The sequence below is a fragment of the Burkholderia catarinensis genome, assembly GCF_001883705.2.
Taxonomy (GTDB): domain Bacteria; phylum Pseudomonadota; class Gammaproteobacteria; order Burkholderiales; family Burkholderiaceae; genus Burkholderia; species Burkholderia catarinensis.
The window spans coordinates 96,544-122,951 of record NZ_MDEQ02000009.1 but is presented as its reverse complement, the minus strand read 5'-3'; the positions used below and the strand labels follow the sequence as shown (position 1 = coordinate 122,951).

Sequence of the window (26,408 nt, the reverse complement as noted above, 5' to 3'; positions counted from 1 at the left end):
CACGCCCCGGGGGCGTTGCGCATCACCCGGGAGCGGCTGGCGTCGCGGCCCGCCCCGCAAGATAGTCGACCATCCGCTGCGCAGCCGGCTGCAGCGCATCAAAACTCCTGAAGCACACGACGAACCGGCGTTTCGCCCACGCATCGACGAGCGGAATCACCCTGATGTCGAACACCGGCCGATAAGTCTGCGCGACCTCCACCGGCACGACACTGATCCCGAGCCCCGCCGCGACAACGCGGAACGCAGCGTCGAAGCTCGACACGATCACCCGATACGACACGGTCGTGCCGGCATCGGCGGCGGCTCGCTGCAGCATCGTATGGACGGCTGTCGACGGCAACAGCCCGACGTGTTCGTAACCCAACGTCTGCTCGAAGCACAGCGACGGCTCGTTCGCCAACGGATGGTCGCGATGCACGGCCAGCGCGAGCCGGTCCTGCCGATACGGCCGGGACTGCAAGCCCTGCAGGTCGACATTGTCCCAGCACACGCCCACGCTCGCCGCGCCCTCGCGCAACTGCCGCACCAGGTCGGACGACAGCCGCTCTTCCACGTCGACCCGGATGTTCTCGTTGGCCGGTTCGCGCATGAACGACGAGATGTCGTCGAGCAGCGCCTCCGCGATCGCCGACGCCGACGCACAGACGCTGACGCGGCCCTTCAGCCCGCCGCCGAATGCGGCGACATCGCTCGCGATCCGCTCCATCGTGAAGAGCACGCTGCGCGCGTGCTCGAGCAAGGCATTGCCTGCGGCAGTCGGCTCGACACCGCGCCGCGAGCGCGTGAGCAGCGGCACGCCCAGATCGCTTTCGAGTTGCGCGATGCGCTTGCTGATCGCCGACGGCTCGATATGGGCTGCCTCCGCCGCCCGCGCCATGTTGCGGTGCTCGCACACGGCCACCAGCAGCCGCAGCGTTTTCAGGTCGATGTCGCGCATCCGCCGTCTCCAGGCATTCAGACATTCCGGTTCGGAAACACGAAGGTTCCGAAATACCGCTTTAACGTCCATCGGGAATGTCTAAAGTTAGCACAACGCCGGCGCACCGACACCGGCGAAAACAACGGAGACAAGCGACATGCGGTCGTTCCCCCAGCATGCAGTCATACGCGAAGTCGGCTTGCGCGACGGGCTGCAAAGCATCCGGCGCATTCTTCCGACGGAACGCAAGATCGAGTGGATCGGCGACGCATACGCCGCCGGTCAGCGCGAAATCGAGGTCGGGTCGTTCGTTCCGGCGCACCTGCTCCCGCAACTGGCCGATACGGCCGAACTCGTGACCCATGCGAAGACGCTGCCCGGCCTGCGCGTGTCGGTACTCGTACCGAATCTCAAGGGCGCGGAACGCGCGATCGACACGGGCGCCGACCTGCTGCTGGTGCCGCTGTCGGCGAGCCGCGCGCATAGCGTCGCGAACCTGCGCAAGACGCCGGACGAAGTCGTCGCCGAAGTGGCGCGCATCCGCGCCGCGCGCGACGCCGCTGGCGCGAAGACGCTGATCGAAGGCGGCATCGGCACCGCGTTCGGCTGCACGATCCAGGGCCGCGTCGAGCCGTCGGAGGTGCTGCGCTACCTGCACGCGCTGCTCGACGCGGGGGCCGATCGCGTGAGCATCGCCGACACGGTCGGCTACGCGGGGCCGGCCGCCGTCCGCGCACTGTTCGAACAGGCACGCGCCATCGCCGGCGAGCGCTTCTGGTGCGGCCACTTTCACGACACCCGCGGCCTTGCGCTCGCGAATGTCTATGCGGCGCTCGAAACGGGCGTTACCCGCTTCGACGCGACGCTCGCCGGCATCGGCGGCTGTCCGCATGCGCCGGGCGCAAGCGGCAACGCGTCGAGCGAAGACCTCGCGTTCATGCTCGCCGACATGGGCATCGACACCGGCATCGACATTGCCGCGCTGCTGACGCTGCGCGCGAAGATCGCGCGCTGGCTGGACGGCGAAATGCTGCACGGCGCGCTGTGGCGTGCGGGTCTGCCCGCCACCCACGCCGCCACGACCGCCACGACCGCCACTATCGACTGAGAACCTCATGAACCCCGAAACCCGACTTCCGCTCGACGGCGTTCGCGTCATCGAATTCACGCACATGGTCATGGGGCCGACGTGCGGGATGATCCTCGCCGATCTCGGCGCCGAAGTGATCAAGATCGAACCGCCGGGCGGCGACAAGACGCGCAGCCTGCCCGGCCTCGGCATCGGCTTCTTCCGTTCGTTCAACCGCAACAAGAAGAGCGTCGTGCTCGACCTTCATTCGCCCGAAGGCCTGGCGGCCGCGGTCGAGCTGATCGGCACCTGCGACGTGATGCTCGAGAATTTCCGACCCGGCCTGATGGCGACGCTCGGCCTCGATTACGACACGCTGTCGCAACGCTATCCGGCGCTCGTCTACGTGTCGCACAAGGGTTTCCTGCCCGGCCCGTACGACCGGCGCCTCGCGCTCGACGAGGTCGTGCAGATGATGGGCGGGCTGTCGTACATGACAGGGCCGGTCGGCCGGCCGCTGCGCGCCGGCACGTCGGTCAACGACATCATGGGCGGCATGTTCGGCGCGATCGGCGTGCTCGCCGCACTGCGCGAACGCGAACACACGGGCCGCGGACAGGAAGTGCAAAGCGCGCTGTTCGAGAACTGCGTGTTTCTGTGCGCGCAGCACATGCAGCAATACGCGATGACGCGCGAACCGCCGCCGCCGATGCCCGCGCGCGTGTCGGCCTGGAGCGTCTACGACGTGTTCACGCTCGCCGACGGCGAGCAACTGTTCATCGGCGCGGTAAGCGACCGGCAGTTCGTCACGCTGTGCGACGTGCTCGCGTGCCCCGGCCTCGCCGCCGAACCCGGCTTCGCCACCAACGCGTCGCGGGTCGCCTTACGGCCGCGGCTGCTCGAACGGCTTGGCGCCGTCCTGAAAGACCATCGCGCCGCCGACCTGGCGCCGAAGCTCGAGGCGGCTGGCATTCCCTATGCGCCGATCGTCCGCCCCGAGCAACTGCTCGACGATCCGCACCTGAAAGCAAGCGGCGGCCTGGTGCCGATGCAGACCGACGACGGCGGCACGACCGATGTCGTCCTGCTGCCGATCACGATGGGCGGACGGCGGCCCGGCGTGCGCCAGGCGCTTGCGCGCGTCGGCGAGCATACGCAGGAAGTGCTGGCACGGCTGAAGCACCGCGCGCTCGCATGAGCGGTGGCCTGCGCCCGCCGCGCGGCGGCCTGGCGCCGGTCGTCCGGAATCCGGCGCCCCATGCGCGCGGCGTACGCCTATAACCCATTACAAGGCAGGCATCCCGGAGAAGCACGCCGCCGGTCATAACAGTCAGGAGACAGACATGCATCAGACCGTCACCGCGGGCAGCGCCCCGCTCGATCCGCCGCAGGTGCGCGCCGGCAGCCACGCCGGCGCGGACGTCTCCGCGCGCATGGACCGGCTGCCGGTCACCCGGCATCTGTGGATGCTCGTGCTGCTGATTTCGCTCGGCGGATTCTTCGAAGTCTACGACCTGATCTTCACCGGTTATATCGCGCCGGGCATGGCGAAGAGCGGCCTGCTGCAGACCACCACGCAGGCGTTCTTCGGCTTCACCGGTATCGCCGCCTTCATCGCAGCGACCTTCGCGGGGTTGTTCGTCGGCACCTTCGGCTTCGGCTGGATGCCGGACCGCTACGGACGCCGCACCGTATTCACGTACTCGCTGCTGTGGTATTCGATCGGCTCGGCCATCATGGCGTTCCAGACGACGCCCGAGGGCGTGCTGCTGTGGCGCTTCATTACCGGCATCGGCGTCGGGCTGGAGATCGTCACGATCGACACCTACGTGACCGAGCTGGTGCCGCAGCAGATGCGCGGCCGCGCGATCGCGTTCAACCAGGTGGTGATGTTCGCCGCTGCGCCAGTCGCGGCGATCCTGTCGTGGTGGCTCGTCCCCACGACGGTGTTCGGGCTCGACGGCTGGCGTGTCGTGGTGCTGGCCGGGTCGGCCGGCGCCGTGGTCGTCTGGTTCATCCGCCGGGCCGTGCCCGAAAGCCCGCGGTGGCTGGCCGCGCACGGCGACGCAGAAAGGAGCGGGCGGATCGTGAGCCGGATGGAAGCGATCGCCGAGCGCGAGTCGGGCATGCCTCTGCCGCCGCCCGTGCCGGCGGACGAGCTGCCCGACGTGCGGCGTGCGGCTTTCGCCGAGCTGTGGCGCGCGCCCTATCGCTACCGTCTGCTGATGCTGATTGCCTTCAACTTCTGTCAGGCAATCGGTTACTACGGATTCGCGAACTGGGTGCCGACGCTGTTGATCGGCCAGGGCATCACCGTGACCAAGAGCCTGCTGTACGCGTTCATCATCGCGTTCGCGATGCCGGCCGGGCCGCTGCTCGCGATGCTGTATGCGGACCGGATCCAGCGCAAGCACCTGATCGTCGGCGGTGCGTTGATCGTGATCGTCTGCGGGCTCGCATTCGGGCAGATGAAGTCCGTCGTGCCGCTCATCCTGCTCGGCGTGCTGATCAGCCTTGCCGGGCAGACGATCTCCGTCGCGTATCACGCGTACCAGTGCGAGCTGTTCCCGACCGAAGTGCGCTCCCGCGCGAGCGGCATCGTGTATTCGGCCAGCCGCATCGGCGCGATGATGTCGGGCTTCGTCATCGCGGCGCTGCTGAAGGACTTCGGCGTGCCCGGCGTGTTCGCCGGGATCACCGTGTTCATGCTGTTCGTGGCCGTGATCATCGGCGCGTTCGGCCCGAGGACCAACGGCTTGCGGCTCGAAGAGCTCAATCGCTGAGGCCCGCCGCGCGCGACGTTGCGCCGGCCGGCGCCAACGCGTGCCGCACCGCCCGGACGCCCCCCGCACGATCGGCGCGCGCGCGGCTGCGATCCTCGATGCAGCCACTTCATCACGATCGTCGCGCAAGACACCGCGTGCGCGTTCACCGCATGCACGCCGCCGCCAGCTTGCCGACCGTGATCACCGCCTGCTCGATCTCCGGCGACCACGGGCTGCTGTAGTTCAGCCGGATGAAGTTCCGGTAGCTGTCCGCGATCGAGAACATGTAGCCGGGCCCGATCGTGATCCCCTGCTCCAGCGCCAGCTGGTACAGCCGCATCGCATCGACCTGGGCGGGTAATTCGACCCACAGCACGTACCCGCCCGCCGGGCTCGAGATGCGCGTGCCCTCCGGAAAGAACCGCGACACCATCGCGCGCATCAGGTTCGCCTGCTGCGCATACGCCTTGCGAATCCGCCGCAGGTGATGCTCGTAGCCGTCTCGTTCGAGAAACTCCGCGATCGCGAGCTGCGGCAGCGACGGCGTCGCGAGCGTGTTCAGGAATTTCAGCTTCTCGACCTGATCGCGATAGCGGCCCGGCAACGCCCAGCCGATCCGGTACGCGGCCGTCAGGCTCTTCGAGAACGACGAGCAATGCAGCACGATCCCGCTGCGGTCGTAGGACTTCAGCGAACTCGGATGCGACTCGCCGAAATACAGTTCGTTGTACACGCCGTTCTCGATCAGCGGCATCCCGGCCTTCGTTGCGAACTCAACCAGTTCGCGCTTGCGCTCGTCGGGCATCTGGAAGCCCAGCGGGTTCTGGAAGTTCGGCATCACCATGCACGCGGCGATCGGCTGCGACTTCGCGATCGCGGCCAACGCGGCGATGTCGATCCCGTATTCCGGATGCGTCGCCACCTCGATCGCCTTCATCCCCATCCGCTCGATCGCGTGCAGCATCGCGTAGAACGTCGGCGATTCCACCGCGATCGTGTCGCCCGGCTTCGCGACCGCCTGCAGGCACAGGTTGATCGCCTCCGTCGCGCCCACCGTCACGATGATCTCGTTCGGGTCCACCGACATCCCGTTCTCCAGGTAGCGCCGCGCGATCTGCCGGATCAGCCGCGGATGGCCGGGCGGCAGCCCGTCCGTCACGCCCCACAGCGACTTGTCGCGGCCGGCCGCGTACGCGTAGCGGTTCAGCTTCTCGAACGGGAACAGGCTCGGGTCCGGGTACGGCGAGCCGAGCGGCACCGCGTCGTCCGTGCCGATCGAGCGCAGCGTCGACAGCACGAGCCGGCTCACGTCGACCGACGACGAGATCGCGATCGGCTTCGACGGCCGCAGCTCGCGCACCGGCGCATGGCTGTCGTCGCGCCGCAGGTTCACGAAATAGCCCGACTGCGGCCGGCTTTCGAGCAGCCCGCGGCTTTCCAGCAGCAGGTACGCATGCAGCACGGTCGTGATGCTGATCCGGTGCTGCTGGCTCGCCTGCCGCACCGACGGGATCCGGTCGCCGTGCCGGTACACGCCCTGGCGGATCAGGCGCTCGATGTCGTCCGCGAGTTTTTCATAGAGTTTCATCGCGCGCCTCCCGCCGGCCTGCGCAACCGTACCGCCATGCCGTGCGCGTCCGGGCCGCGCGTGATTCGCCCGCCGATCGGGCCGTCGTGATTCCTGATCTTTCCCTCCGGTTTTGCCTTTTCCATCGCACTGGCTCTCTCTTGAAGATGCGCCGGCAGGGTTCCGGTACGACCGGATCCGCGGCACTGTGCACTTGATGGTTTAATCTTAAGAGAAGAACAGTTGGCGACGAGTACACACATCGATCGCGCGAACAAGAGTACAGTTCGGCGCGAATCGCGCATGGCGGGAGAACTGTACGTCTTATGAAATGGCGGGTGGCCGGAAGCCTTGCGCGGCGCGGCCGGGCCCGCCCGAGGCGCCCGCTGCACGGCCTTTCGCCCGACTGCCGCAATTGGGGTGCAATACTGTGCGACCGCACGGTTTTCATTGCCGGAGTCAGACCATGCAGCACACGATCGAGCAGGCATCCGACCTCGGCGGCGCAACCCGCGTCGCCCGGAAAGTACAGAAATGGCGCCAGAACCACGCGGCCGGCCGCGCCGCCGGCCAAGCATCGCGCGCCGCCGGCAACGGGACCGCGCATGACTGATCGCGGCCTCGTTGCGCTGCTCGTCGCGCGGCTGACCGGCAGCGCCGACCATCCGCGCTTCACCGGCGCGCCGATCGACCTGTCGGCACTCGACGCGCACACGCTCGGCGCGGTCTGGCCGGCGCTGCGTCGCACCGAGCACGCGATCATGCAATGCGACTTCGCATACGACGATCCGCGCGTCGAATTCGCGCGCTGGCTGCGCGGGCAGATCGATGCGCTCGGTCTCGTGCCGCTCGTCGACGCCGATGCCGCGCTCGAACTGTTCCGTGACATCCCGCCCGGCGGGTGGCGTCGCGCACTGGAAGCGTTGCCCTGCCTCGACGCGCTGCCGTCGCCCGCGCTGCAGGCCGAACTCGCCCGCATCGCGGGCGAACCGGAGGACGGCGGCATGCGTGCGGCGTCCACGTATGGCGCGTATGCGCTCGACTGGTTCGCCGGCCGCCGCGACTTCTCGGCGCGACGCGATACGTATGCGCAAGCGCTGGCGGATTCGCCGTTTCGCGTGCGCGAGCTCGACGTGCTGCCCGAGCTCGGGCCGGCTGCACTGCTCGCGCTGGCCGCGACGAACGACGGCTATTTCGCACCGAAGCGGCTGTGGATCGACTTCAGCGATCCGGCCGTCACGCTCGCGGAAGACGCCGCGTATGTCGCATTCGCGCACGACGCGCTGGCCGAGGCCGCGCGGCAGGTCGCGGCGCTTCATGCCGGCACCGTGCCGTACGAGGCCGATCGCGCGTTCACGACCGACGACGCGCAGGTCGTCGCGCGCGCCGCGCGCGTGGCCGCCTATCGTGACGAAGCGTGGCTGCGCCCGCTGATCGGGCCGCTGCTGGCGGGCGTGTGCGTCGCGCCGACGGCCGCGAAGACCGCGCCGTCGCAGTCGCTCGCGATCGCGCTCGGCCACGCGGTCGAGACGATCCCGACGCCCGAGGGCGTGCGCGCCTTGCGCGATGCGCTGGCCGCCGTGCGTCATACCGGCGTGCAGAAGAAGCTCGCACGCAACCTGAAGCCGGCCGAACGCGCGCTCGGCGAGCGGCCGCATACCGCGCTGCGCATGACGCTCGACGCGAAGCCCGACAAGAAGCAGCTCGCGATGCTCGCCGCCTGCATGGAAGCCGGCTTCTGGCAGCCGATGACGCTCGGCCATGCCGAATGGCGCGAGCGGCTCGTCGATGCGCCGGCCGGCGCCGCGTTCTCCGCGCGCATGATCTGGCAAGCGCGCGGCAGTGACGGCACGACGCAGTCGTTCATGCCCGACATCGCGAAGGGCAAGGTCGTGCTGCGCGACGCAGCCGGGCACGCGTGCGACATCGCGGCCGACAGCGACATCCGGCTATGGCACCCGCTGCTGGCCGGCGCGGACGAACGGCTCGCATGGCAGCGCGCGATCGTCGGCCGCGCGCTGCGGCAGCCGGTCAGGCAGGCCTTCCGCGAGTACTACGTGCCCGCCGATGACGACGCGTCGGCCAGCGATTCCGCGATGTTCGAAGGTCACGTGCTGTCGAGCCGGCCGCTGCTCGGCGTCGCGCGCCGCGAGGGCTGGTCGATCCGCGCATACGACGACGGGCTCGTCCGCGAGTTCGGCGACGTGCGCGCGACCTTCCTCGTCGATGCCCGGCTCTATCCCGGTTCGGAAAGCCACGGCACGTCGCGCCGGCTGCACGTCGAGCGCCGGCACGAACGGCGCTGGGTGCCGCTGCCGATCGGCGAGATCGATCGCGTCGTGTTCTCGGAAGTGGCACGCGCGGTCGACCTGCTCGTCAGCGTGGCCGCGTTCGCGCTCGACGACGACGCGACGCGCACAGCCGCCGCTGCGCTCACGACGGACGCGGTCCGCCAGCGCGAAATCGAAACGGAACGCCGGCAGCGCCTGAACCGGTTGTCGGATCTGCCGCTGGGCACGATGGCGCGGCAACGCCGGCACGTGCTGTCGCTCGTGTTCGCCGAACCGGTTGCGCAAGGGAAGATCACGATCGATGAACGCCATGTGCGCGTCGGCCCGTGGTCGGTGCATTGCGCGACCGGGCGCGTGACGCGCGACGGCGAGCCCGTCGAACCCGCGATCGAGCCGCCGCCGTCGCCGCTGCGCGCGGTGCCGTGGCTGCCTTACGACGAAGCGCTGCTGCAACGGATCGTCGATGTGGTCGCGGGGTTGCTCGACTGAGCGGCGGCCGTCAGATCGAGCCGAACAGCGCGCGCGGCCGGTCCTTCAGCGTGCCGGACAGGATCCGCAGCCCGTTGACGAGCTCGTCGCGCGTGGCCGGGCACGCGAGGTTGATGCGCACGCCGTGCTCGATTTCCGCGCGATCGACCGCGAACGTCGACGACGGCATCACGATCACGCCGCGCGCCTTCGCGTTCGCGCAGCGCTACAAGGCGCGCTTCAACCAGGACGTCGAGTTGTATGCACCGTTCGCGTACGACGCGGCGCTCGCGATGATCGCGGCGATCCGCAAGGCCGATTCGGTCGATCGCAGCAAGCTCGTCACGAGCCTGCCGGGTGTGTCGGTGACCGGCGTGACCGGGAAGATCTCGTTCGACGAGCGCGGCGACCTGATCAAGCCGCCGTACACGCTGTTCCGCGTCGAACAAGGGCAATGGCACAGCATCCGCACGGTCGGCGGCGCGTCGAACTGATCGACGCCGGGCAGCCCGGCAGCGGGCGGCGTTATCGCGCCGCCTGCTGCCGCTGCACCTCCTGCGCTTTCATCTGCAGATACGCGCCGCGCTCGACTTCGTGCAGCTGTTGCGGATACTGCTCGGTCGCATCGAACCAGTGCGCGAGGCGCTGGTCGAGCGACTTGTCGAGCGTCGCGAGATACGCGTCGATCGCGAGGTAGTAGCGCATCGTGTTGCGCTCCAGCAGCCCGCGCACGCCGCCGATGTATTGCGGCTGCGCGGCCGATGCGGCGCCGACGGTCGTAAACCCGATCTTGTCGCTGCCGGCCGTCGCGAGGTAGGTCTTCATCGCCATGCGGCCGACCGTGCCGAAGCCATACGAATACGTGAGGTGCAGGAACGTGCGCGACGCGCCGACCGGCACGGCCTCCAGCTCGATCCGGTAATCCTTCGTACCCATCGGGCCGCTGTCGGCGGTCAGGTCGACCTGGAAATAGTCGGGCGTGGCGGCCGCCACGCGATAGCGGAACTGCACGCGATAGGTGTCCGACAGCTTCTGCTGGATCTTGCGGCCGAGGTTCACGTCGAGCACCGGGCCGTTGCTGCCGGTCGACGCGTGACAGTACTTCGTGTTCAGGTGCAGGATCAGTACCGCGCACCAGTTCGCGGGGCCCTGCGCGGGATCGTCGAGCTGGCCGTTCACGACCGCGAACGGATAGTCGACCACCGCATAGATGTCGCCCTTCAGCGATGACGACGCCTCGGACGATTCGAGGTAGAGCGGGCGGTGGAACGGGTTGTTCTTCAGTTGCTCGCCCAGGCTGTGATAACGGTCGAGCAGCGCCGCCGCGCCGGTCGCGCCCTCCGCGCCGAACGACAGCGCGCTCCAGCCGACACACAGCGCCGCGACGAGCGCGTGCCACGCGCGGCGGGCACGCCACGTGCCGCGCGGATATTCGGATGTCTCCATTCTTGTTCTCCCGCCGGGCGCGCGATGGTCTCGCGCATGGGTCACAGAATACGCCTGCCCGCAGCGCAACATTGCAAGGCGCGCGGCCGCTATCGGCTCCGCTTCACCGGCATCGGCAATTGCGCGGCGGTGATCCGGATCAGCGCCGACAGCCATTCGCGGTCGTCCCAGCGATCGCCGGCAATGACGAGGTGCGGCTTCGCGTTCGGGTACGGCGAGCCTTCGTCGCAGGCGCCGAGAAACGCGCGGCCTTCGGACGTCGGCTTGACGAACAGCCGGTCGTCGCAGACGAGCGCGACCATCTTGCCGTCGCAATAGATGCCGTATTCGCCGAACATCTTGCGGGCCGATACCGTGCCGGCCGCCGCCATCTGCTCGACGATGAAATCGACCGTGCCCTGACTGGATGCCATCCGCTGCTCCTTGCGAAAGAATTTAAGACCGTGGCGTGCACCGGCCGTTCCGTTCCATCGACAGATGCGCTGCGGCACGTTATCCATTCGTCGTCGGAAAACGCATTCACGCACGGGCGGGCCTTCCCGGCCAACAATCTCCTGACACGCCTGACAGTTACATCGCGGCCCGATGAATCGTTCGCCGCACCCGTTCGCCGCGCGTTCCGCTTACTTGTCGGCGGCAAACGCACTCGACATCTGCCGCGCCCGCTTCACATCGTCGCCATGCAGATAAATCGACGTCGTCGAAATCGACGCATGCCGCAGGTTGTCACGCACCGTCGTCAACTCCGCGCCTCTCGCAAGCGCGTGCGTCGCATGCGTATGACGCATCCAGTGCGGGCTCGCCTGCCGCAGCTTCTGCGCGAGCGCCGGGTTGTCGGCATCGACGAGCCCGGCCGTCTGCGCGAAAAAGCGCTGCATCACCTTCCACAGCCGCACGCTCGTGATCGCGGCCGCGCCGTCTTCCGCGAGGCTCGGGATCAGCGGCGTATCGGGCCGCCAGCGCACCGGCGTGACCGGCAGCCGGCGCGCGACCAGATAGCGATCGAGCGCCGTGCGCGCGAGCGGCGGCAGCGCGACGCGCGCGGCCTTGCTGCCCTTGCCGATCACCTTCAGCCATGCGTCGCCGTGCGCGTCCGTCTCGATGCCGCCGAGCGTCGCGCCGACCAGCTCGCTCGCACGCAGCCCGGTCGCATAGCCGAAATCGAGGATGAAGCGCAGCCGTTGCGCGGCGGCCGGCGTCCAGCCCGACTGCGGCGCGCCGGCGGCCGTGCCCTTGCGAAACTCGAGCCCGTCGGCGATCGTGCGCACCAGCAGCCATTCGCCTTCGGTGAACGCATGCGACGTGTCGAGCGCGTTCGCGCCGCGCGTGTCGCGCACCTTGACGCCCGCGAACGGATTCGCGAGCAGGTAGCGCTGCTCGATCAGCCAGCGGAACAGCGCGCCGAGCACCGACAGCGTGTATGCCGCCGAGCGTGCGGACAGCGCGCCCGAGAACGGCCGCCAGTCGGGCGCGCTGCGCGGCCGCACGGGCCCGACCCAGCGTTCGTGCGGCGTCGGGCGCCGGATGAACGCGCGATACGCGACCGCATCCTCGGTCGTCAGCGACGACAGCGCGCGGCCGCGCTCGACGATCGCCCACAGGATCAGCCGCTCGGCCTCCTTGCGGTACGCGCGCCGCGTCGCGGCCGATTCGTGCAGCGACAGCCATGCGTGCACGGCCGCGTAATCGTTGTCCGCATCGAGCGTGCTGGTCGCGCGCGGCGCGCGGAACGTGCCGGCCGACCCGTCGACCTCGTGCGGCAGCTTCAACTGCTCCCACGGCACGATGCTGCCGCGCGGCGTCGCGGCGATCAGCGCGCGCGCCCGTTCGGTCAGGTCCGGATGCTCGGCGAAGAACGCTTCGATGCGTCGCGCGCTGGCCGCGCCGAGGCCTGCAATCGCACTCCACCACTGGCGCCGGCGCGGAATCCGCACGGTCAGGTCGGCCAGCGTCGCGATCCCGTGCGCACGCAGCGCGACGACCGCACGCGCGGGCAGCCACAGGCCGACGTCGTCGCTGATCTGCGGAACCGGGGTGCGCGCATAACGCAGCATGCCGATCGCTTCGATCGCGGCCTTCGCCTCCCGCACACGCTCACCGTCGGGATGACCAAGCCGTTCCGCGAGATCGGGCCGGCCGGCCTGGCGCGCGACGCGCACGAGGCGGCGTCGAATGCCGCCGATCACGCCGCGCGCCGAGCGCCCTTCGCCGAGACGACCGGGCAGGTAGCGCTCGACGGCCTGGCGCACGGTCATGCCCGCATACCACGCGCGCAGCGCGGCCAGTTCGTCGGCGTCGGGAAAGCCTGCGGGCGCAGGCGCGGAATCGGGGGAAGGCGGTGAGGCGAGGCGCGGTTTCATGGGCGCAAGTTTGACAGAAGCGCGCGCAACAGCGAAACCCAATGGGGCATGAACGCGCGGTGCGGCCTGTTATGCTGCGCACTGCATTCCGGTGTCGCCCGTCCGTTTCCGCCACGCATGCGCCGGCAGCGGGCGCGATACACATTGCATTGAATTGCATTGGACGATCCGATGCGTGGCATCAGGCTTCGCAAGCCGCAGCCCGTCGTTTATCAAAGGCTGCACGGTTCGTCCAGTGCATTTCCGGCCGTCGGTCAATAACACCTTCCTATATAAGAACCGCAATTTCATGACATCACGCCTTCTCGCCGCGCTCGTTGCCGCGGCCTTGAGCTGCACCGCGCTGCCCGCCGCCCACGCGCGCACCTATCTCGCGCCGGCCGCATCGTTCGGGAAAGGGGCTTACATTCACCAGTTCGTGCTGCGCGACCCCGTCACGCACCAGCCGCTGCCGAATGCGCGCTACCGGCTGTTCCTGCCCGGTCAGGTCATCGCGGGCGTGCCCGTCAAGCCGGGCCAGCACGACAGCGTGATCTTCGGCACGACCGACGCGGCCGGGCGCACCGTCAGGATCCGGCTGCCGAAATTGCATCCGCAAAAGCAATGGGTGTTCAACGCCATCATCGGCGAAGGCGACATGGGCGAAGCGTTCCATCTGGTCAGCTCGTCCGGCGACGCGCCGCTCGGCGGCGTGCCGTATGTGCTGGACGTCCAGGACGAATATCTGGCGTGCGGCTACTCGGATGCCGGCGGCTACACCTACTACGCGCAATCGCGCACGCCGCGCAACATCAATCTCTACACCGGGATGCTGATCGCGCCCGACGACACCGACTGGTGCGCGGGCCCGGGAGCGGCCATCGCGAACGGTGCGAACGATCCCGGCGCGCCGGACCTGTACACGCAATATCTCGGCAGTCTGGTCGCCAACGGCAACCGGATCAGCGACGAGTTGCGGCAGCAGATCATCGGGAAGCTGCTGTCGCTCGCCATCGCCGGACACGACACGGCTCGTATCGCCGCGGTGCTCGACCTCGGCGACATCCCCGACGACCGCCTGAACGACATCGGCTATCGGCTCGTCGACGCGGGCATGGAAGTCGAGCGCGGGCTCGCAATGATCGACGCGCATCTCGCGAAGCAGCCGGACGATGCGTATGCGCTCGACAGCAAGGGCTGGGCGCTGCATCGCCTCGGCCGCGACGACGAAGCGCTGACGTGGTTCGACCGGTCGATCGCGATCTTCGCAAAATCCGGCGACGAAGAAAGCGTGGCACGCGAAGCGCATGCGACCGGCTTGACGCACAAGGGCGAAGTGCTGTGGAAGCTGGGCCGCCAGGACGAAGCACGCGATGCGTTCGCGCAGGCACGCAAGGTTCAGCCGAAGAACGTGGAGCTGGCGGAAACGTTGAAGCGGCTGGCGATTCAGATCGGGCAGGACGGCGCGAAGGCGGCCGATACGACCAGCGAGTAGAGGAAGTGACGGCGCGGCAACGGCTGTCGCGGGCCTTTCCCGAAACGATGGCCGGGCCCGGCCGACGTCGCCGGACGGGAGCCGCGGGCCACGTCCACCCGCGTCACTCCTCGCCTTTCACGCCCGGATTGAGCATCACGACGAAGCCGGCCACGCCGACGATCAACGCGATCGCGCCGCCGCGCAGCGCCATCGTTTCATCGAACAGCAGCCCCGTCACGACGGCCATCATCCCCGCGAGCGACACGAACACGGCGATCGCCGCGACGACGATCCGGTACTGGCGGCGTATCATCGCGCGCCCGACGCGTTAAGCCGCGGCAGCGGCCGCCGGCACGTCGTTGTCGTCGCCGCGGATCAGCAGCACCGGGCACTTCGAGCCGCGCACGAAGCGCTCGGCGACGCTGCCGAGCAGCACGCGCCGGATGCCGCGCCGCCCGTGCGTGCCGACCACCGCGAGATCGATCCCGCGCTCCTTCACGTAACGCTGCAGGCGTTCCGCGATGTCCTCGCCGATACTCTCGGTCTCGACGAGCTCGGCCTCGCCCTTCGCACCGGCCAGCGCGATGACCTGCTCGGCTTCGCGCAGCACCTTGAACCCGTCGCGTCGAATCTCCTCGACGAGCTCGTGCGGATCGAAGCCTCCCGCGTACGTGAACAACACCGACTTGTCGACCACATACACGGCGCTGACGTGCGCGTCGCCCGTCAACGCCACCTTCACTGCCTCGGCAAGCGCCTGTTGCGACGAAGCGCTGCCGTCGACGGCCACCATGATCTTCTCGTACATGCGAACCTCGCTGGGGTGAACTGCCGTGCGCCCGATCGCGCGCGGCCATGTCGCCATCATCGGCGGATGGCCGGTTCGAATGTTGACGGCGGTCAAGGTCGGCCGGAAACCGCGCGTGCGGCAAAGCGACGCGACCGGAAGTCGGACCCTTGCGCTTGCGGCAAGGTCGCGCACCTGGCCGGCTGGGGGCCGACGCCATGCGGATTGAGCGGCCATTGCGCGGAAGGCGCTATCATCGGATGTGCGACTTTCGTCCGGCCCTTTTTTGCCGGCTCACCTTCAACTCGCTCAACCGACATGACAACGACTACCGAACGCGTGGACGGCGCCGCCCAGCATCTCGTCGCCGCCCGCCATGCCGGCTCGCCCGGCCCGCTGCTGCCCGATGCGCTGCGTCCCGAGAACGTCGATACCGCGCTCGCAATCCAGCAGCGCGTCGCCGACCTGCTCGGCGAACCCGTCGGCGGCTGGAAATGCGCGCTGCCGCCGCCCGACCGCGTGATCCTCGCGCCGATCTTCGCGTCGACGATCCGCGAAGCCGACGCGCCTTATCGCGTCGTCGGCGGGCCGATCGTGCGGATCGAACCGGAAATCGCGTTCGTGCTCGATCGCGACCTGCCCGCGCGCGCGCAGCCGTACGACGAGCATGACGTGCGCGGCGCGATCCGCGAAGTGCGCATCGTGCTCGAGGTGCTCGGCTGCCGCTATGCGGAGCCGGCGCGCGCATCGAAGTTCGAGCTGCTGGCCGACGGCCAATTCAACCAGGGGCTGTGCGTCGGCCCCGTCGTGCCCGACGGGCTGAACGTGCCGCTCGCGACGCTCGCGCTGTCGTTCGAAGGCGCGCTGAACCGCGCGATCGACGGCCGCCATCCGGACGGCGATCCGCTGAAGCCGCTGGTGTGGCTCGTCAATTTCCTCGCGTCGCGCGGCGATGCCGTGCGCGCCGGGCAAATCGTGACGACGGGCTCGTACGCGGGCGCGATCGACGTGCCGCTCGGCGACGCGCTGACGGTCCGCTTCGGCGAACTCGGCAGTCTGTCGGTGACGTTGACGGCGTGACGGGTCAGGGGCGTGGCTGCCCGGTCACGGCACCGTGCACCTTCGGCCCGCCGTGATAACGTTGCACATCATCGCGCGCTCCGGCCCGAGGGCCGGACACACGAACCGCTTTCACGCCCTTGCCCGCCATGTCGCTGACACCGCTGCCCGCCCTGCTCGACGAAACCCTGCGCACCGTCGCGCGCCGTTACCGGCTGCCGCCGCTCGACAGCGCGTCGTCGCCGGCCGATGCCGCGAACCCGGCCGCCACCCTTGCGCTCGTGATCGAGGACGCGCGCCGGATACGGAGCGACGGCCAGTCTCCCGGCGCGGCACTGCGGCAGCGCTTCATCGATGCACTCGCACGGATGATCCGCGACGCGATGGATCCGCATTCCGGCGATCCCGCCTTTCAGGCCGCGGTGCTGCGGCACGATGCGCCGAGCGTGCGCGAATACGCGTCGTTGTCCGCGCACGCCGAGCAGGACCGGCGCGCGCTGCACTCGGCCGTCAATGCAATCGCGCACCCGGCCAAACTCGAGCGCAGCGCACAGGCGTGGCAACGCGACGGGCTCGCCCGGCTGCACGCGGCCGCCACCGCCGCTTCGTGGGCCGATCTGCATGCCACGCTGCAGCAACTGCTCGCGCTGCCCGACATGGCCGCCGACGCCGCGTTCAAGCAGGACATCGTCAAGCTGAAAGACAGCTCCGCACTCGAACGCATGCTGCGGGTCGACGCGCTGGCATCGGACGAGCACGTCCGTCGATATCGCGCGCTCTGGGTCCGCCAGGGTCCGCTCGAAGGCAGCACGGTCGCCGTCGCGCGGGGAGTCGCGTCGCAGCAGCGCGGCGCGGCTGTCGAAGCGCTGGCCGCGCAGGCGCTCGACGCGTTGGCCCGCAGGCTCGAAGCCGTGGACCGGCAGCGCACGTACCGCGTGGTCACGTCGATGCGCGTGCCGTCATCGATCCCGGGCCGGCACGACCGCGCGAAAACCGAATGGGACGCGATCCTGCTCGAACGCGAGCGCGGCGACGAACCGGCGACCGCATGGAACGTCCGCTTCCTCGTCGAAGCGAAGGCATCCGCGGATGCGGCGACGACCGATTTGCCGCGGCTGCTGCGCGGCCTGACCCTGCTCGCGCAGGCCGACCCGGGCACGATCTATTCGTTCGAGACGCACCAGGGCACGGTGCGCGTGCACGGCGCGTCGCTGCGCGCGCTGACGACCGACGACGCTGCGCTGCCACGGGAAGTGCTCTATTGCTGCGATGCGTCCGCGGACGCGACGCCGCGCCTGTTGGGCGCCGCGAGCCGGATGCAGTTGCTGTCGGCGCAAGCCAGCCTCGAATACGCGAGCGCGCTCGCACAGCAGCCGGATGCCGATCCGGGCCACCTCGGCGTCATCTGGCACGCGCTGCTGACCCTGCCGCAATGGCACGCCGTGCTGCATCAATACCCGTCGTTGCGGCAGGTCCGCGAGCTGATGGTGGCGATCGACGACTTGCGGGCCGCGATCGACGATGTGGCCGACGACGGCATCGCAAGCAGCGTGTGCGCGTGATGCCCGAGCCGGGCCGCCGCTAAACGGCGACACGGGGCCTGCTCAGTTGTTCAGCACGCCGAACGGCAACGTCCACCCCGCCAGCCGGCCGCCGTCGGCCCATCGATCCGCGGCCGGATCGCAAGGCAGCAGAACCGGTGCGGCCGCACACTCGAGCGTTTCCTTCGGCGTATGGCCGAACTCCGCCTTGCACTGAGTGGACTTCCATTCAGCCGGGGCCGGCAATCGGCGCGACTTGCCGGCCTGCGCATGCGGGCTGCCGAAGCGGCCCGTGAGGTACGATACGCGCCGGGGCAAGACGCCCCCCCTGAGAGAACCGGCCGTCGCGGCCCCATACCCAGCACAAGAAAAATGCCAAGAAACCCGTCGCTGCACCGAAACCTGTTCGCCGCGCTGGCGGCCAGCCTGCTCTGGATTCCGGCCGCCCATGCCAGCGGGGACGACGGCTGCTATGCGCCGACCACGCTCCGGCAAACCGGCTACTCGTGCGCCAACCTGCCGATGCTGAGCCCCGCCAACGACACGCGCATCAACGCGATGCTGCTGATGGTCGACAGCGCCAAGGTCGCGCAGGTGTTTCCGGACCCGAAGACGATCCCGGCGAAAGACCGGATCAACCAGATCATCGTGCCGTTCCCGATGGACTTTTCCGGATGGATCTCTATCGGCCAGAAGGAGCCCGACAAGGGCAGCGGCGCGGCGGATGCCGATGCGCCGTCGAACCGGTACGCCGACGGCGAAGGCAGCATTTGCCGCAGCATGAACTCGGGCTCGGACGCGTTCAACGACGCACTGAATGGCACGAGCGGGATCCCCGCCGACGAAGCCACGCGCCTGCGCGCGGCGCGCGCCGACATCGCCCAGAAGACCTGCGCCGCGGGCGGCGCGAGCGCCGCATGGACGAAGCCGCCGGTCAAATCGCCGGTCGGCCAGCAGTTCGCCGCCTACCTCGACGGCACGAACGCGTTCTACCGCGCCGACTTCCTCGGCGCGACCCGGGCCTTCGCGAACGCATCGCACAGCGCGAACCCGTGGCTGAAGGAAACCGGGCTCTACATGGCCGGGCGCGCGCAGTTGAACGCCGCGCAGGCCAATGTGTTCGACAACGACAACCCCGCGCCATCGCGCGCGCGCGTGACGAAGGTGTCGCTCGACGCGGCGAACACCGTGTTTCGGACCTACCTGAAGGTGTATCCGCAGGGGCGCTATGCGGTCTCCGCGACGGGGCTGCTGCGGCGCGTCGCATGGCTCGGCGGGAACGTCACGCAGCAGGCCGACCTCTACGGCCACGCGCTCGCGCGCTGGTCGCCGGCGACGTCGAACGTGCCGCTGATGCAACTGGCGAACGAGCTCGACAGCAAGCTGCTGTTCGGGTCGAAATTCGACGCGAGCCAGATCCAGTCGCCGACCGTGCTCGCGACCGTCGACCTGATGCGCATGCGTACGTCGGACAGCAGCGATTCGAGCCGCAGCAAGCCGCTGACGCTGGACGATCTGCAGGCGCAGAAGCCGCGCTTCGCGAACGCGCCCGCGCTCTACGACTACCTGCTCGCGACCTGGTATGTCCAGATCGGGCACAAGCCGGATGCCGCGCTCGACTTGCTGCCGCCGACGCCCGCCGTGCCGCTCGACTACTTCGGCCTGAGCCAGCAGGCGCTGCGCGGGTTCGCGCTGGAGGATAGCGGCCAGAGCGACAAGGCCCGCCAGCTGTGGCGCGACCTGATCCCGCTCGCGAAATTCCGCTTCCAGCGCGAGGCGCTGGAACTCGCGCTCGCGATCAACCTGGAGCAGGCCGGGCTCGTCAACGACGCGTTCGCCGACGATTCGCTCGTGCAGAACGCCGCGATCCGCGCGGTCCTGCTGCGACGCGCGGCCAATGCGGACCTGCTGCGCGCGCAGGCGCAGAACCAGGCGGCCGGCGGCGCGCTGCGCGACACCGCGCTGTACACGCTGCTGTACAAGGAACTCACGCGCTCGCACTACGCGGATTTCATCGCCGATACCGCGCTCGCGTCCGGCACGCCCGCCGATCCGCTGAAGCCGTTCATCGCGTCCGGCACCAGGAAAGACGACGGCTATACGTGCCCGTCCGCGCGCGACATCGCGGCGACACTCCAAATGAATCCCGGCGATGCGAAAGGATTGAACTGCCTCGCCGATTTCGTGCGCCTCAATCCGCCCGTGGTCAGCCTCGAAGGCGATCCGGCGCCGTGGGTGCGCAACGCATCGGCGGCCTCCGCCACGCGCGTGCCGCCGACCCTCGGCAACGCGCCGTCGCAGTTCGCGGGCAAGCCGTACGAGCGGATGTCGAGCTACGTGACCGTGATGGCCGATGCGCAGGCGAACCCGAACGACCGCGCATACGCGTACTACCGTGCGATCAAGTGCTATGCGCCGGGCGGCTACAACGAATGCGGCGGCAAGGACGTGCCGAAGAACGCGCGCAAGCGCTGGTTCGATACGCTGAAGGCCAGCTATCCGGGCAGCCCGTGGGCGCAGAAGCTGCGCTACTACTGGTAAGCACCGCGTGAAGCGCATCGCGTGCATCGCGCTGCTGCTGGCCGGACGCGTCGCGCTGGCCGGCACCGTCGACGCCGCGCAGTACGACGCGTTCTGGCTCTGGGCGGGCGTGAAGCCGCAGGCGGTCGTACGCGGCGCGCGCGCCGTCTATGTACTGCAAGGACAGATCGAAGCATCGCCGCGGGACGAGTCGCAGGTACGCGTCATCGCACAGGGCGTGGCACTCCCGCCCGCGCCGAATGCGCGCGTGTGGCTCGTCTATCGGGCGCATACGCTGCGCTGGACGCCGCGCGTCACGCAGATCATGCTGGCGCAGCTCGAGCGCTGGCGCGCGTCGGGCCGCACGATCACGGGCATCCAGATCGACTTCGATGCACGCACGCGCCATTTGCAGGATTACCTCGAATTCCTGCGGACGCTGCGCGAGACCTTGCCCGCCGATTGCCGGCTGAGCATCACGGGGCTGCTCGACTGGAGCAGCCGCATCGATACCGACCAGGTCAACCAGCTCAGGGGGATCGTCGACGAAGTGGTCGTGCAGACCTACCAGGGCCGCAGCACGATCCCCGATTACGCGGCCTACCTGCCGCGCGTCGCGCGGCTGCAGCTGCCGTTTCGCATCGGCGTGATCCAGGGCGGCGAGTGGGACGCGCCGCCCTACCTCGCATCGAATCCGTGGTTCCGCGGCTACGTCGTGTTCCTGCGCAACGACTAGCCGGTCGAAATACCGCGACGGCGCCCCTTCCCGCGCACCGGATTCAGTCCGCGCGCGGCGAACTCGCGTCCACGTACACCCACGCGGCGACACCCGATTCGAGCACGACGCGATCGCGGCGATATGAGTCGACTTCGTAGTCGTCCGCGTGCTGCAGTTCTTCTGGCGTGATCGCGAACACGGTGCCCGTTACGCGGTCGCCCGGTTGGCCGGTATAGGCCACCACCGGATGATGGGTCTTCCCGCTCGTCGCGACCACCTCCGGGTCGTCGATCTTCAGCATCGTCATCGCGTAGCCAGGCATCGCGTCCGCCTGACCATCGAGCCTGCGGCCGAAGGTGGCGAGCTGCACCTGTTCGAGTTGCAGCGTGCCATATGAAAAAAGGTGCTCGGAGAAAGTCGGGGCGGTGCTGGACATGATTGGGTTCGATAAGGAAGCCGGATGCCGCGCCCGGCGTATCCGGGCGTCCGCGTCAAGCGGTATGGGCTGAAACGTGCGGCCGGCGATCCGGCAGCCGCTTCGAACGGTGCCGCCGGATCGCCTGCCGTCAATCACCGCGCCGCCCGCCGAAGCGGGCATGCGCCGACACCGTCAAGCCTGCACGAATGCCAGCAGGTCGGCGTTCAGGACCTCCGCATTGACCGTCAGCATCCCGTGCGAATAGCCCGGATAGGTTTTGAGCGACCCGTTCTTCAGCAGCTTGATCGACTTCAGCGCGGCATCCGCGATCGGCACGATCTGGTCGTCTTCGCCATGCAGCACGAGCGTCGGGACGGTGATCGCCTTCAGGTCCTCGGTCTGGTCCGTTTCCGAAAACGCCTTGATGCCTTCGTAGTGCGCCTTCGCGCCGCCTTCCATCCCCTGCCGCCACCAGTTCCGGATGACACCCTGATGCACGGTTGCACCTTCACGGTTGAACCCGTAGAACGGGCCGCTCGCCACATCGAGGAAGAACTGCGCGCGATTGTCGGCGAGCGCTTTCCGGAAGCCGTCGAACACCTCGAGCGGCAAGCCTTCGGGGTTCGATTCGGTTTTCAGCATCAGCGGCGGCACCGCGCTGACCAGCACTGCCTTCGCGACGCGGCCGGCCGGCTGGCCGTGCTTCGCGACGTAGCGGGCCACTTCGCCGCCGCCGGTCGAATGACCGATATGCACCGCGTTGCGCAGGTCGAGGGCTTCGACGACCGCGAATGCGTCCGCCGCGTAATGGTCCATGTCATGGCCGTCGGACACCTGCGCCGACCGGCCGTGGCCGCGCCGGTCGTGCGCCACCACGCGATAGCCCTTCTGAACGAAGAAGAGCATCTGCGCATCCCAGTCGTCGGACGACAACGGCCAGCCATGATGGAAGACGACGGGCTGTGCGTCCTTCGGGCCCCAGTCCTTGTAGAAAATCTCGACGTGATCCTTCGTTGTGACGGTTGGCATCGCGATGGACTCCTGTGAGTGGATGAACGTGGCGTACTGGCCGGCAGCCATTATCGGACATTATTGTGAAACCGCAATGCCATGGCACGCCGCGATTGCCGACCATCCACCAGCAGGAAATAAACGCCCGTGAGACGAACGAGGCGGCGCGCCGGCGTCAGCCGTCCGTCGAGACCGTCACGGCCTCCCACGCCCGGATTTCCGCTTCCAGCGCCGACAATTTGTTCCGCACGAGCCGCAACGCATCGCTGCCGAGCAACAGGTGCGCGGGCGGCCGTTCCGCCGCGATCGCCGCGAGCATCGCGCGCGCGGCTTTCGCCGGGTCTCCCAACTGCTTGCCGCTCTTCTCCTCGCGCGCCTTGCGGATCGGGTCGAAGATCGCGTCGTAGTCGGCGATCGAGCGCGGCGTGCGCGCCATCGAGCGGCCCGCCCAGTCGGTGCGGAACGAACCCGGCGCCACGGCCGTCACGGCGATGCCGAACGGTTCGAGCTCCTTGCCGAGGGTTTCGGAAATGCCTTCCAGCGCGAATTTGCTGCCGCAGTAGTAAGCGATTCCCGGCATCGTGATGTGACCGCCCATCGACGTGATGTTCAGGATGCGGCCGCGCCGGCGCTCGCGCATGAACGGCACGACGGCCTTCATCATCGCGACCGCGCCGAATACGTTCACGTCGAACTGCCGGCGCATCTCCGCGAGCGGCGCTTCTTCCATGATCCCTTCGTGTCCGTAGCCGGCGTTGTTCACCAGCACGTCGACCGGCCCGACGTTCGCATCGATGTCCGCGACGACGCTGTCGATACAGTCGAAGTCGGTCACGTCGAGCACGCGCGCAAAAGCCTGCGCGGACAACGCTTCGAAATCCCGCGCCGCCTGCGCGCTTCGTACGGTGCCGACCACCGTGTGACCTGCCGCGAGCGCTTCTTGCGCGAGCGCGCGGCCGAAGCCGCTGCTGACGCCGGTGATGAGCATGAGGTTGCCGGATGCCATTTGAGCTTCTCCCGAATGTCGATTGAAGCGTGCATACTAGTCTGGCGAACACCGTCGAATAAGCCAGATTCCGCTGATTTTCTTGCACAAAACTATGAGCGCCGCGCCCACCTCCGCCCGATCTCCGTCGCTGTCCCCGCGCGACCGGAAGCGCCTGATCTCGCTGCTGCGCGCGCTGGCGCCCGACGAAGGCTACAACCTCACGGCACTGCCGAGCGTGCGCATCCTGCGTTCGAACCGCGCGCTGTCGCGCACGCCGGTGCTGTACGACCCGGGCATCGTGATCGTGTGCCAGGGATGCAAGCGCGGCTACTTCGGCGGCGAGCGCTATCTGTACGACGAGCATCACTACCTCGCCGTGTCCGTACCCGTGCCGTTCAGCATGGAAACCGACGCGACACCCGAGCGCCCGCTGCTCGCGCTATACCTGCACCTCGATTTCACGATGGCCGCCGAACTCGCGGCGCAGATCGACCGCGAAGGCATGACGGAACACGTGCAGGCGCCCAGGAGCATGATGTCGACGCCGATGGATGAGACGATGCACGCGTCGGTCCTGCGTTTCGTCGACGCGCTGCAGCGGCCGCTCGACGCCGCGGTGCTCGGCCCGGCGCTGCTTCGCGAGCTGTATTTCCGCGTGCTGACCGGCGCGCAAGGCAGCGCGATGCGCAGCGCGCTGGCGATGCGCGGGCAGTTCGGCCGGATCGGCCGGTCGCTGCGCGTGATCCATGCCGATTACGCGCAGCCGCTCGACGTGCCGCAACTGGCCGGCGAAGCCGGCATGAGCGTGCCGAGCTTTCACAGCCACTTCAAGGCGATCACGCAGGTGTCGCCGATGCAGTACCTGAAGTCGACGCGCCTGCATCAGGCGCGGCTGTTGATGGTGCGCCAGGACCTGACGGCGGAGGCGGCCGGCTATGCGGTCGGTTATACGAGCCCGTCGCAGTTCAGCCGGGAATTCAAGCGGCTGTTCGGGCGGACGCCCGCGCAGGAGACGAAGCGCATGCGCGAGAGTTTCGCGATTCCGGCGGCGTTCGAGGATGCGGTTTATGTGTCGTCGCATTGACGTACCGCGTCCCGCTCCGCCTGCACGCCGTCACCGCGCCCCCACCTTCCACACCGCCACCTCGTGCAACGTCTCCCCTGGCCTGAGCACGGTGTTCGGGAACGACGGATGGTTCGGCGAATCGGGAAAGTGCCCGGCTTCCAGCGCGAACGCGTCGGTCTGCCGGTAAACCGTCGCGCCCTTGCCCGCGACGCTGCCGTTCAACCTGTTGAACGTATGGAACGGCAGCCCCGGCTGCGTCGTGTACACCTCGAGAAACCGCCCCGACGCCGGATCGTACGCATTAGCGCGCGGGGCGCAACGCGAAACCTGCCACTGCGCCGACGATGCACAGCGCGCCCACATAAATCTCTGCCGCTTGCGGGTTCGATTTCAGCATCACGGAGACGAACACCGGCGTCAGGCCGCCGAACAGTGCATACGCAACGTTATACGAGAACGAGATTCCCGAAAAACGCACGATCGGCGGAAATGCCTTGACCATGGCGACCGGGATTGCCGCCACCGCCCCGACGAAGAAACCGGATATCGCGTAGAGCGGCAGCAGCGACGACGGATCGACGGAAAGCTGCCTGAGCATGAAAAAATACGATGCGCCGAGCAACAGGCAGCCACCGAAGATCGTGCGGGCGGTGCCGATGCGTCCGGCCACCGAACCGGCGACGATACATCCAACGGTCAGGCAGAGCGTCGCAGCCGAATTGGCCTGCAGCGCGAGCGCCGGCTCGATATGAAAACGCTTTGCGACGAGCGTCGGCGTCATCAGGATCACGACGACGATCGCGGCAGTCAGCGTCCACGTGAGCATCATGGAAACGAGCACTGCCCTGCCGTGATCGCGCAGCACCGCCTTCAACGGCACTTCGCGGGTCAGCGCCCGGCTGCGCTTCATTTCGACGAACACGGGCGTTTCATTGAGCCAGCGTCGCAGAAATGCGGACAGGATTCCGAACAGGCCGCCGACCACGAAAGGAATCCGCCACGCATAAGCGCTGATTGCAGCATGCGAGTAGTGTTGGTTGATCCCTGCCGCGATCAGCGAGCCGAGCAGGATGCCAAGGGTGAGGCCGCCCGTCAGCAGACCGCAGGCGTAGCCGACATGACGCGGCGGCACATGCTCGGACACGAACACCCAGGCGCCGGGCACCTCGCCGCCCACGGCCGCGCCTTGCAGCACGCGACACAGCAGAAGCAGCACGGGGGCGGTAACGCCAAGCGACGCGTAGGTCGGCAACAGCCCCATCATCAGCGTGGGCAAGGCCATCAGCATCACGCTCATCGTGAACATGCGCTTGCGGCCGACGAGATCGCCGAAATGCGCCATGATCACGCCGCCGAGGGGTCGCGCAAGATAGCCTGCCGCAAAAACCCCGAACGTCTGCACCTGGCGCAGCCAGTCGGGGACCGACTGCGGGAAGAACAGTTGACCGATGACCGTCGCGAAAAACACGTAAATCACGAAGTCGTAAAACTCTAGTGCGCCACCCAGCGCGGCGAGCACCAGCGTTCGGTGATCGCCGGCCGACAGCGGACGGTGCGGCGCAAGCGGAATCTGAGACGCGTTCAATGAATTCATTCCTGGAAGAGGTTGGGTTTCGGATCGGCAGGCAGATCCGATGACGTGCCACCTCCCGAGAACACGCAACGCGTTCACGTCATTCCATTGCGCATCGGTTTATCGGCGTCACTGCGGTGCCGGGAATAAACCGACGGTCTCGCGTGTTTGATGGGGATAGACGGGCCGACGGGCCTGTTTCACCCATGCGGTTTGTTCGCGCATGACAAGTTCATTCACTCCCTCGGTGACATCGTGCGGTTTGCGGTCCCGGGCGCCACGAAACCCGTCGAGTTCACCTCGCAAGTCTCGCAACGCCTCGGCCAGGGCTTTACCCTCGCCGTGCCGGGAAGCCCGGGAGCATTGGCGGGCGGGCACGGCAA

23 protein-coding genes and 3 pseudogenes are annotated in these 26,408 nt (G+C 68.1%); 12 read left to right on the top strand and 14 right to left on the bottom strand.

What is annotated here, in order from left to right; translation table 11 throughout:
- Positions 1–22: 22 nt before the first annotated feature.
- Positions 23–940 carry a LysR family transcriptional regulator gene (locus BFF94_RS16480; protein WP_128844381.1) on the bottom strand — a complete coding sequence of 306 codons (918 nt, stop codon included), beginning with the start codon at positions 938–940 and terminating at the stop codon, positions 23–25.
- A 139-nt stretch (positions 941–1,079) separates the two neighbouring features.
- Here BFF94_RS16480 and BFF94_RS16475 point away from each other — a divergent pair, with 139 nt between their 5' ends.
- From BFF94_RS16475 to BFF94_RS16465, 3 genes are all read left to right on the top strand, one after another.
- Positions 1,080–2,030, top strand: a complete 951-nt coding sequence (locus tag BFF94_RS16475) for a hydroxymethylglutaryl-CoA lyase (protein ID WP_128844378.1) — start codon at positions 1,080–1,082, stop codon at positions 2,028–2,030.
- A gap of 7 nt (positions 2,031–2,037) precedes the next feature.
- Positions 2,038–3,189 (top strand): CaiB/BaiF CoA transferase family protein, encoded by a 1,152-nt coding sequence (locus BFF94_RS16470; RefSeq protein WP_128844375.1) that lies wholly within the window; start codon positions 2,038–2,040, stop codon positions 3,187–3,189.
- A gap of 145 nt (positions 3,190–3,334) precedes the next feature.
- Positions 3,335–4,774, top strand: coding sequence for an MFS transporter (locus tag BFF94_RS16465; protein ID WP_128844372.1), 1,440 nt, complete (start codon positions 3,335–3,337; stop codon positions 4,772–4,774).
- A 145-nt stretch (positions 4,775–4,919) separates the two neighbouring features.
- On the opposite strand, the gene BFF94_RS16460 is transcribed toward BFF94_RS16465, so the two are convergent.
- Positions 4,920–6,344, bottom strand: coding sequence for an aminotransferase-like domain-containing protein (locus BFF94_RS16460; RefSeq protein WP_128848314.1), 1,425 nt, complete (start codon positions 6,342–6,344; stop codon positions 4,920–4,922).
- A gap of 445 nt (positions 6,345–6,789) precedes the next feature.
- Between BFF94_RS16460 and BFF94_RS16455 the strand changes: the two genes are divergently transcribed.
- Both BFF94_RS16455 and BFF94_RS16450 read left to right on the top strand, forming a co-directional pair.
- Entirely contained in the window at positions 6,790–6,936 is a 147-nt protein-coding gene (locus BFF94_RS16455; protein ID WP_158062092.1) for a hypothetical protein, read from the top strand.
- Complete coding sequence (locus tag BFF94_RS16450; RefSeq protein ID WP_219139548.1) at positions 6,929–9,103, top strand: DUF4132 domain-containing protein; 2,175 nt, start codon at positions 6,929–6,931, stop codon at positions 9,101–9,103. Before BFF94_RS16455 ends, BFF94_RS16450 begins: the two co-directional genes overlap by 8 nt.
- A 10-nt stretch (positions 9,104–9,113) precedes the next feature.
- Here BFF94_RS16450 and BFF94_RS16445 read toward each other — a convergent pair.
- Positions 9,114–9,302, bottom strand: a pseudogene (locus BFF94_RS16445) (aminotransferase-like domain-containing protein); the annotation flags it as partial.
- Here BFF94_RS16445 and BFF94_RS16440 point away from each other — a divergent pair.
- Positions 9,283–9,576 (top strand): annotated as a pseudogene (locus tag BFF94_RS16440) (ABC transporter substrate-binding protein); the annotation flags it as partial. The pseudogenes BFF94_RS16445 and BFF94_RS16440 overlap by 20 nt on opposite strands.
- Positions 9,577–9,607: 31 nt before the next feature.
- Here BFF94_RS16440 and BFF94_RS16435 read toward each other — a convergent pair.
- The 3 genes from BFF94_RS16435 to BFF94_RS16425 form a co-directional block, all read right to left on the bottom strand.
- Positions 9,608–10,528: a hypothetical protein gene (locus BFF94_RS16435; RefSeq protein WP_128842823.1), complete on the bottom strand. Its 921-nt coding sequence runs from the start codon at positions 10,526–10,528 to the stop codon at positions 9,608–9,610.
- Positions 10,529–10,617: 89 nt separating this feature from the next.
- Positions 10,618–10,941, bottom strand: a complete 324-nt coding sequence (locus BFF94_RS16430) for a TfoX/Sxy family protein (RefSeq protein ID WP_128842822.1) — start codon at positions 10,939–10,941, stop codon at positions 10,618–10,620.
- A gap of 210 nt (positions 10,942–11,151) precedes the next feature.
- The gene (locus tag BFF94_RS16425) at positions 11,152–12,888 is read right to left on the bottom strand and encodes a site-specific integrase (protein WP_128842821.1); all 1,737 of its coding nucleotides are present in this window, start codon (positions 12,886–12,888) and stop codon (positions 11,152–11,154) included.
- Between the two features lie 289 nt (positions 12,889–13,177).
- Between BFF94_RS16425 and BFF94_RS16420 the strand changes: the two genes are divergently transcribed.
- Positions 13,178–14,362, top strand: coding sequence for a tetratricopeptide repeat protein (locus BFF94_RS16420; RefSeq protein WP_128842820.1), 1,185 nt, complete (start codon positions 13,178–13,180; stop codon positions 14,360–14,362).
- 103 nt (positions 14,363–14,465) lie between these two features.
- Here BFF94_RS16420 and BFF94_RS16415 read toward each other — a convergent pair whose 3' ends face one another.
- Together BFF94_RS16415 and BFF94_RS16410 are read right to left on the bottom strand one after the other, a co-directional pair.
- A complete protein-coding gene (locus tag BFF94_RS16415) occupies positions 14,466–14,657 on the bottom strand; it encodes a DUF2964 family protein (RefSeq protein ID WP_128842819.1) in 192 nt (63 codons plus the stop codon).
- A 15-nt stretch (positions 14,658–14,672) separates the two neighbouring features.
- The gene (locus BFF94_RS16410; RefSeq protein ID WP_128842818.1) at positions 14,673–15,152 is read right to left on the bottom strand and encodes a universal stress protein; all 480 of its coding nucleotides are present in this window, start codon (positions 15,150–15,152) and stop codon (positions 14,673–14,675) included.
- A gap of 297 nt (positions 15,153–15,449) precedes the next feature.
- Between BFF94_RS16410 and BFF94_RS16405 the strand changes: the two genes are divergently transcribed.
- Positions 15,450–16,211 (top strand): 2-keto-4-pentenoate hydratase, encoded by a 762-nt coding sequence (locus BFF94_RS16405; RefSeq protein WP_128842817.1) that lies wholly within the window; start codon positions 15,450–15,452, stop codon positions 16,209–16,211.
- A gap of 128 nt (positions 16,212–16,339) precedes the next feature.
- Positions 16,340–17,752, top strand: a complete 1,413-nt coding sequence (locus BFF94_RS16400) for a 3-deoxy-D-arabino-heptulosonate 7-phosphate synthase (protein ID WP_219139547.1) — start codon at positions 16,340–16,342, stop codon at positions 17,750–17,752.
- A gap of 42 nt (positions 17,753–17,794) precedes the next feature.
- Here the strand turns inward: BFF94_RS16400 and BFF94_RS37915 are convergent, their stop codons facing one another.
- Positions 17,795–18,049 carry a hypothetical protein gene (locus BFF94_RS37915; protein WP_246637345.1) on the bottom strand — a complete coding sequence of 85 codons (255 nt, stop codon included), beginning with the start codon at positions 18,047–18,049 and terminating at the stop codon, positions 17,795–17,797.
- 54 nt (positions 18,050–18,103) lie between these two features.
- Here BFF94_RS37915 and BFF94_RS16390 point away from each other — a divergent pair, with 54 nt between their 5' ends.
- Both BFF94_RS16390 and BFF94_RS16385 read left to right on the top strand, forming a co-directional pair.
- A complete protein-coding gene (locus BFF94_RS16390; protein ID WP_128842816.1) occupies positions 18,104–20,272 on the top strand; it encodes a PA5441 family protein in 2,169 nt (722 codons plus the stop codon).
- A 7-nt stretch (positions 20,273–20,279) separates the two neighbouring features.
- Positions 20,280–20,987 carry a DUF3142 domain-containing protein gene (locus BFF94_RS16385; protein ID WP_128842815.1) on the top strand — a complete coding sequence of 236 codons (708 nt, stop codon included), beginning with the start codon at positions 20,280–20,282 and terminating at the stop codon, positions 20,985–20,987.
- A 43-nt stretch (positions 20,988–21,030) separates the two neighbouring features.
- Here BFF94_RS16385 and BFF94_RS16380 read toward each other — a convergent pair whose 3' ends face one another.
- The 3 genes from BFF94_RS16380 to BFF94_RS16370 form a co-directional block, all read right to left on the bottom strand.
- Positions 21,031–21,405, bottom strand: a complete 375-nt coding sequence (locus tag BFF94_RS16380) for a gamma-glutamylcyclotransferase family protein (RefSeq protein WP_128842814.1) — start codon at positions 21,403–21,405, stop codon at positions 21,031–21,033.
- A 174-nt stretch (positions 21,406–21,579) separates the two neighbouring features.
- Complete coding sequence (locus BFF94_RS16375; protein ID WP_128842813.1) at positions 21,580–22,416, bottom strand: alpha/beta fold hydrolase; 837 nt, start codon at positions 22,414–22,416, stop codon at positions 21,580–21,582.
- Positions 22,417–22,573: 157 nt separating this feature from the next.
- Positions 22,574–23,404, bottom strand: coding sequence for an oxidoreductase (locus tag BFF94_RS16370; protein WP_128842812.1), 831 nt, complete (start codon positions 23,402–23,404; stop codon positions 22,574–22,576).
- A gap of 94 nt (positions 23,405–23,498) precedes the next feature.
- On the opposite strand from BFF94_RS16370, the gene BFF94_RS16365 reads away from it, so the two are divergent.
- Positions 23,499–24,470, top strand: a complete 972-nt coding sequence (locus tag BFF94_RS16365) for an AraC family transcriptional regulator (RefSeq protein ID WP_128842811.1) — start codon at positions 23,499–23,501, stop codon at positions 24,468–24,470.
- Between the two features lie 30 nt (positions 24,471–24,500).
- On the opposite strand, the pseudogene BFF94_RS16360 reads toward BFF94_RS16365, so the two are convergent.
- Together BFF94_RS16360 and BFF94_RS16355 are read right to left on the bottom strand one after the other, a co-directional pair.
- A pseudogene (locus BFF94_RS16360) lies at positions 24,501–24,758 on the bottom strand (aldose epimerase family protein); the annotation flags it as partial.
- Positions 24,754–26,046: an MFS transporter gene (locus BFF94_RS16355; protein ID WP_219139583.1), complete on the bottom strand. Its 1,293-nt coding sequence runs from the start codon at positions 26,044–26,046 to the stop codon at positions 24,754–24,756. The gene BFF94_RS16355 and the pseudogene BFF94_RS16360, both read right to left, overlap by 5 nt.
- Positions 26,047–26,408: the final 362 nt, after the last annotated feature.

What these genes read in the sequence shown, in the direction of transcription:
- BFF94_RS16480 (WP_128844381.1), bottom strand. Translation starts at nt 940, where the DNA reads ATGCGCGACATCGACCTGAAAACGCTGCGGCTGCTGGTGGCCGTGTGC.
- BFF94_RS16475 (WP_128844378.1), top strand. Translation starts at nt 1,080, where the DNA reads ATGCGGTCGTTCCCCCAGCATGCAGTCATACGCGAAGTCGGCTTGCGC.
- BFF94_RS16470 (WP_128844375.1), top strand. Translation starts at nt 2,038, where the DNA reads ATGAACCCCGAAACCCGACTTCCGCTCGACGGCGTTCGCGTCATCGAA.
- BFF94_RS16465 (WP_128844372.1), top strand. Translation starts at nt 3,335, where the DNA reads ATGCATCAGACCGTCACCGCGGGCAGCGCCCCGCTCGATCCGCCGCAG.
- BFF94_RS16460 (WP_128848314.1), bottom strand. Translation starts at nt 6,344, where the DNA reads ATGAAACTCTATGAAAAACTCGCGGACGACATCGAGCGCCTGATCCGC.
- BFF94_RS16455 (WP_158062092.1), top strand. Translation starts at nt 6,790, where the DNA reads ATGCAGCACACGATCGAGCAGGCATCCGACCTCGGCGGCGCAACCCGC.
- BFF94_RS16450 (WP_219139548.1), top strand. Translation starts at nt 6,929, where the DNA reads ATGACTGATCGCGGCCTCGTTGCGCTGCTCGTCGCGCGGCTGACCGGC.
- BFF94_RS16435 (WP_128842823.1), bottom strand. Translation starts at nt 10,528, where the DNA reads ATGGAGACATCCGAATATCCGCGCGGCACGTGGCGTGCCCGCCGCGCG.
- BFF94_RS16430 (WP_128842822.1), bottom strand. Translation starts at nt 10,941, where the DNA reads ATGGCATCCAGTCAGGGCACGGTCGATTTCATCGTCGAGCAGATGGCG.
- BFF94_RS16425 (WP_128842821.1), bottom strand. Translation starts at nt 12,888, where the DNA reads ATGAAACCGCGCCTCGCCTCACCGCCTTCCCCCGATTCCGCGCCTGCG.
- BFF94_RS16420 (WP_128842820.1), top strand. Translation starts at nt 13,178, where the DNA reads ATGACATCACGCCTTCTCGCCGCGCTCGTTGCCGCGGCCTTGAGCTGC.
- BFF94_RS16415 (WP_128842819.1), bottom strand. Translation starts at nt 14,657, where the DNA reads ATGATACGCCGCCAGTACCGGATCGTCGTCGCGGCGATCGCCGTGTTC.
- BFF94_RS16410 (WP_128842818.1), bottom strand. Translation starts at nt 15,152, where the DNA reads ATGTACGAGAAGATCATGGTGGCCGTCGACGGCAGCGCTTCGTCGCAA.
- BFF94_RS16405 (WP_128842817.1), top strand. Translation starts at nt 15,450, where the DNA reads ATGACAACGACTACCGAACGCGTGGACGGCGCCGCCCAGCATCTCGTC.
- BFF94_RS16400 (WP_219139547.1), top strand. Translation starts at nt 16,340, where the DNA reads ATGTCGCTGACACCGCTGCCCGCCCTGCTCGACGAAACCCTGCGCACC.
- BFF94_RS16390 (WP_128842816.1), top strand. Translation starts at nt 18,104, where the DNA reads ATGCCAAGAAACCCGTCGCTGCACCGAAACCTGTTCGCCGCGCTGGCG.
- BFF94_RS16380 (WP_128842814.1), bottom strand. Translation starts at nt 21,405, where the DNA reads ATGTCCAGCACCGCCCCGACTTTCTCCGAGCACCTTTTTTCATATGGC.
- BFF94_RS16375 (WP_128842813.1), bottom strand. Translation starts at nt 22,416, where the DNA reads ATGCCAACCGTCACAACGAAGGATCACGTCGAGATTTTCTACAAGGAC.
- BFF94_RS16370 (WP_128842812.1), bottom strand. Translation starts at nt 23,404, where the DNA reads ATGGCATCCGGCAACCTCATGCTCATCACCGGCGTCAGCAGCGGCTTC.
- BFF94_RS16365 (WP_128842811.1), top strand. Translation starts at nt 23,499, where the DNA reads ATGAGCGCCGCGCCCACCTCCGCCCGATCTCCGTCGCTGTCCCCGCGC.
- BFF94_RS16355 (WP_219139583.1), bottom strand. Translation starts at nt 26,046, where the DNA reads ATGAATTCATTGAACGCGTCTCAGATTCCGCTTGCGCCGCACCGTCCG.